Origin of the sequence: Cylindrospermum sp. FACHB-282 (assembly GCF_014697195.1) — a bacterium.
Taxonomy (GTDB): domain Bacteria; phylum Cyanobacteriota; class Cyanobacteriia; order Cyanobacteriales; family Nostocaceae; genus Cylindrospermum.
The window spans coordinates 1-4,520 of sequence record NZ_JACJRJ010000098.1 but is presented as its reverse complement, the minus strand read 5'-3'; the positions used below and the strand labels follow the sequence as shown (position 1 = coordinate 4,520).

At 41.9% G+C, this 4,520-nt stretch carries 5 protein-coding genes; all 5 read right to left on the bottom strand.

The window, feature by feature from the left end:
* On the bottom strand, window positions 1-2,066 hold a 2,066-nt coding region (locus H6G32_RS26205), incomplete at its 3' end, for a hypothetical protein (protein ID WP_190463668.1).
* On the bottom strand, window positions 2,063-2,257 hold the full coding sequence (locus H6G32_RS26200) for a hypothetical protein (RefSeq protein WP_190463666.1): 195 nt from the start codon (window positions 2,255-2,257) through the stop codon (window positions 2,063-2,065). The genes H6G32_RS26200 and H6G32_RS26205, both read right to left, overlap by 4 nt.
* Complete coding sequence (locus H6G32_RS26195; RefSeq protein ID WP_190463664.1) at window positions 2,238-2,735, bottom strand: hypothetical protein; 498 nt, start codon at window positions 2,733-2,735, stop codon at window positions 2,238-2,240. The genes H6G32_RS26200 and H6G32_RS26195 overlap by 20 nt, the downstream gene beginning before the upstream one ends.
* Window positions 2,736-2,815: 80 nt before the next feature.
* Window positions 2,816-3,628 (bottom strand): hypothetical protein, encoded by an 813-nt coding sequence (locus tag H6G32_RS26190; RefSeq protein WP_190463663.1) that lies wholly within the window; start codon window positions 3,626-3,628, stop codon window positions 2,816-2,818.
* A complete protein-coding gene (locus H6G32_RS26185) occupies window positions 3,625-4,371 on the bottom strand; it encodes a hypothetical protein (protein WP_190463660.1) in 747 nt (248 codons plus the stop codon). The genes H6G32_RS26190 and H6G32_RS26185 overlap by 4 nt, the downstream gene beginning before the upstream one ends.
* Between the last annotated feature and the right edge of the window lie 149 nt (window positions 4,372-4,520).

Here is a 4,520-nt window from a genome sequence, read left to right as displayed (position 1 = left end):
TCAGCCGCTTGCAGAACGGTTTGAGTGAGGCTCATAAAACTGTTCAATACATTTGTTGTCGCTTGGTAAATCCTGTTAGCCTTAGCCCAAGCGTTAGTGAGATTGGTGTAATTTTCGGCTCCTACTATACCCTTGACAACATTTTCTACAGTACTGTTTATCGCTTCACCAATATTAAAAGCATTACCAGCATCATCCTTAGGAATTATCAAGGTAAGTACATTGGTTAATGCTCCTACTAATGTTTGTAGGATGTCATTACTAAGCATTGCAGCATTATGAACCGTGGCAGCAAATGTAAGGATGTTCAGCGCTCTATCTAGCTGCAACCATTTGAATCCATTGACAAGCTTGCTTGATAAGCCGCCTGGGACTTTATCTCCCAGGCGGTCTAACACTTCTACTAGCTGGGCGTTTGCGGCGGCGTTACTTCCTGCGTTAAATGCATCCAATAAATTGTTATTGTTAGCATTGCTGTTGTTGTTTATATTATTAGCCGTGTTATTTAATGCGTTGCCCAAGCACCCACCATTAGCGCTGTTACAAATTGCTGTACCCGTCGCCTGGGTAATCTGGCTAGGTGTCGGGATAGCTGGAGTAATGATATTGGCTGTTTTTCCTGGAATTAGAGAAATCGCCGTTGTCAAACCCCCTAAACCCGCTACGATGGTAAGCATCTGATCAAGCTTTTTATTGCCTTCAGTATTCACTTTTTCGGTATCTTTGAGTTTTGTGTCTAAACCTTTTAAGTCATTTTTTAGGCTTGTGTTTGTTGAGTCTATCTTCCTTAAATCGCTTTCAAGTCCATTAAGTTTTTTTTGCTGAGTTTCGACAGACCTCGTCAGCCCCGTAATGGATGGTGATGTAACCACACCGTTTTTGATTTGACTTATCTGGTTGTTCTGCTGATTAATCTGCCCAGCGAGGTTGCTAATTGAGCCAAAAATCAGGTTATCGTTTGATACAAGAACGCTGTTTTTGGCTTGTTCAGCTTTCTCGAAACTGTCCAAGTCAACGCGGATAATAGAGTTTTCATTTTTTAGCTCAACAATCCCTCTTTGAACTGTTTTTATCTCAGGAAGAACAGCAGACTTAACGCGTTCTGTTACAGATGTAATCAATCCAGTTACGTCATTTGTGGCGTTATTAATTCCCTTAAGGGTGCCTTGGATGCCATTGATTAATTTCGATTGCAGTCCAATACTTTCATTGGCTTTTCTGATGTTTTCGTTTGCTAACTTATTTGCCTGTTGTGCTTCGGATAATCCCTTTTGAATATTAGAAATGGTTGATTGAATCGTTTGTTGAAAATTATTGTTGGCGTTAGTAATGTATTTGTTAAAATCATTTCTTAAATTAGTAATCGCGTTATTTTGTTTAGTGTTGTAAGAACGCGCTTCTGCCAACGCATCGTTCGCCGCTTTTTTAGCTGCATCAATCCCAGCCTGCAAGATGCCTCTTCCCGCCCTGACCTCATATAATGCATTGTTTGCATTTTCTCGTATCTTTGGCTGTTGCTTTTCTAGTCCGTAAATGCGGTCGCGTACGCGCTGATTTTCTAGTCTAGCTTCTTCCAACTTATTATTAGCTATTCTGGCTCCCTGGACGCCTCTGATAGCGATTGCAAGCACCTTGGATAATGAATCAGCTAACGAATCAGTGCTTTTGATTTGTGCATCTTGGGTAAGTTCAGTCAGCTTTGTTTGAGCCGTAAAGAGCGCTAATGAGAGAATGGCTAGCCCTGCTAAAGCCTTTCCACTGGCTGCAGCCTTACCCGCTTCGCTAGATCCCTTTATCGGCTTAAGTAAGCCATCCCACAGCTTCTTCATCGCCCCTGATTCTTTTTTTACTGTTTCAGCTACCTTGGTTACATTTTTTAAATTCTTAGTTACTACTTCTCCATTCTGTTTTAATATTTTTACCTGTTTAAAGGTATCATTAAATGTTTTGTTTAATCTTCCCTGTTTCAAAACATATTTATCCAGTGATTCTGTCATCATGTACATATAGCGTGCGCTAGCGCGTACGTCAGGGATATATTTTACTATTGCGGAAATTTGACTCATTTAAATATGTTTCCTAATAGAGGAATCTTCTTGATCCGTGCAGCTATTTGAGCCATTGGTTCTAGTATCTGTGCTATCAATCCGATATCAGAATGATGTTCATTTACTAGCTCAGTTAGTCTATCTACTTTATTATTGAGTTCGGTGATAGCATCATAGAGCCGCAGAACATCATCGTTTTGTGACGCCATCTATCTTTGCTCCCATGCTCTTTAATTGGCGTTGAAGTTTGGCGCAATCCAAGCAATCGTACCCAGGATATCGGGCTTTATTCCCTTTACATTCGCCCACACCGCAGCCGTCACAATTGATTACGTAGTCAGTCGGTGTTTCTATTAGTGCTATCGTTCCATTGATATCAGATATTTTTAATGCTGGTATCCCAGTATTAGTAAAATATGCAGAATCGAAGCCATTAGGTTCATAAGGTAAATAGTTCCCTTTGAATAAATAGGTTTCGGTTATGTATGGCGTTGCGTTTAATAGTCCGCCAATCGTGCGATTTACTTCAACTACTACGTGGGATGGATTCACGGGTTCGGGTAGGAATCCGACGTAAATGCTGTAGTACCCTTCTGTCATTTCTGGAAGTATTCGTTGTCGAATACTCCCATCTGCTAATTTGACTTGGTAGACTATTTTTTCTATTTCCAGAGTTTCTATTGTCAAAGGCGGGCTACTTGTTTTATAAGTTATTCCACCGATTGTTATCGAAGCCTGCAACTGTCCTTCACTGCAAAATACCTTAATCACAATAAATCCTCGGATATTGTTACTTCCGCTGCAAAGTATTTATATCTGTATCCCGACTCATCCTTTACGAAGATTGGCTTGTTTTTCCAAAAGGTAATCTTAATATCCTCCGACTCCCTAAAGGCTATCTTCGCTTTGAAGAATAACCCAGCAAACAATTTTGCAGGCAAAGCATTTAGATTGTCCCTAATGAGTAATTCTGATTTTCTTATTCTTATTTCATTAATAGTTTCGGAGTAATTAGCACCAAATAATTCTTGATGAATGGTTAACGTTTGGATAAACCAATCAAGCACCAATTCCGATACTTGTACTTCTGCTATCTCCGATGAAAATGAATTTAGAAAAGAAAAATCTTTTGGCTGTAAAAGACTCAAAAACAGCGGGGAGAAACTCGGGACTGTGGCTCCTATTGCTGCTCTTGACTGAAGTATTAAATTAAACTCATTCGCCTGAACTTTAGGATAGAAAGAGCTGAACGCACTGGCGAATATAGAGCCTTGGGGGCGAATGCTTCTATCTTCTAATCCGATTGCCGGAAGCAGAAGGTAGAAGGCTCCAAGCTGATTATTCTTGCCTTCATACACCAATGATTGAGGCTTGGTATTGAATGAAATACCTAGCTGATTATTCTTGCCTTCATACACCAATGATTGAGGCTTGGTATTGAATGAAATACCTAGCTGATTATTCTTGCCTTCATACACCAATGATTGAGGCTTGGTATTGAATGAAATACCTAACAGAGCATTAACTTGATTAGAGGAAAAGTTATTGCTAAAAAATTGCCCTATTAGGTAATCCGTCATCGGACGTACCAGCTACTGCTTGATGTCCCGCCGTTCCATATTTTTTGTCGGTCGCCAGCTTGTCCCAAGAGGGGTATTCCGTCGCCAGCCCCGAATGCTAAATCGTCGCTGGTATACCCAAGCAATCCGCTTGTAGTGAGAATCCCAATTACTCCAACCACATCAAATTTTCCAAGATGGTTGGAAGCCGCCAGGTCACCACCCCAGCTGCTGTAAATACTAACGCCCCGTAATAGAAAACCGCTAGCTACACCGCGCCATGTCCTGCCGGACATAGAGTTAGGCTGGAGGTACGCGCAGTAGAAATTCTCATCTACATCGTTTAGGTTCTTGCATCGCAGCCAGCCCAAGATAACAGAAGTGGTGAGCTGATAGGGAATAACCCAGTCAAACTCCGAACTGGCACCTCTGATGCACTTAAATTTAATGGGGGATGTATTGGCAAATGTCGCCGCCGCACCTGCCGTTCCCGCGTTCGCGAGTGTTTTTGTAGCCGCGGTATAACTGGTGCCAAAAGTCTGGCTTACGGCGAAAGCAGACGTGACTTCAATCCTGAAAGCTACTCCCCCGTAAGCTTTGGCATTGGTGATATGCTGAAATACCAAGTACCGGATACTTGATGCGGTGTAATCGTCCAGGGCTGCATAGCCCAACTTGTTAACCCAGCAAGCCTTGATCGCGTCACCCAATGATTGCTGGGTTACGGGTGAGCAATCGTCACCATCAATGAAAGTGGATGGCATTACAAGCTCGCCGGATTTAATCCGGTATCATTGTCTGGCTCGTTGAATTCCACTGTGTAGGAGCGCACTAATACACTGGAGGCATCCGATCTAGTGGAGTAGCTCTTGGTGTTTTCTGTGATAACAATTGACTGCTCAATATTGGACGA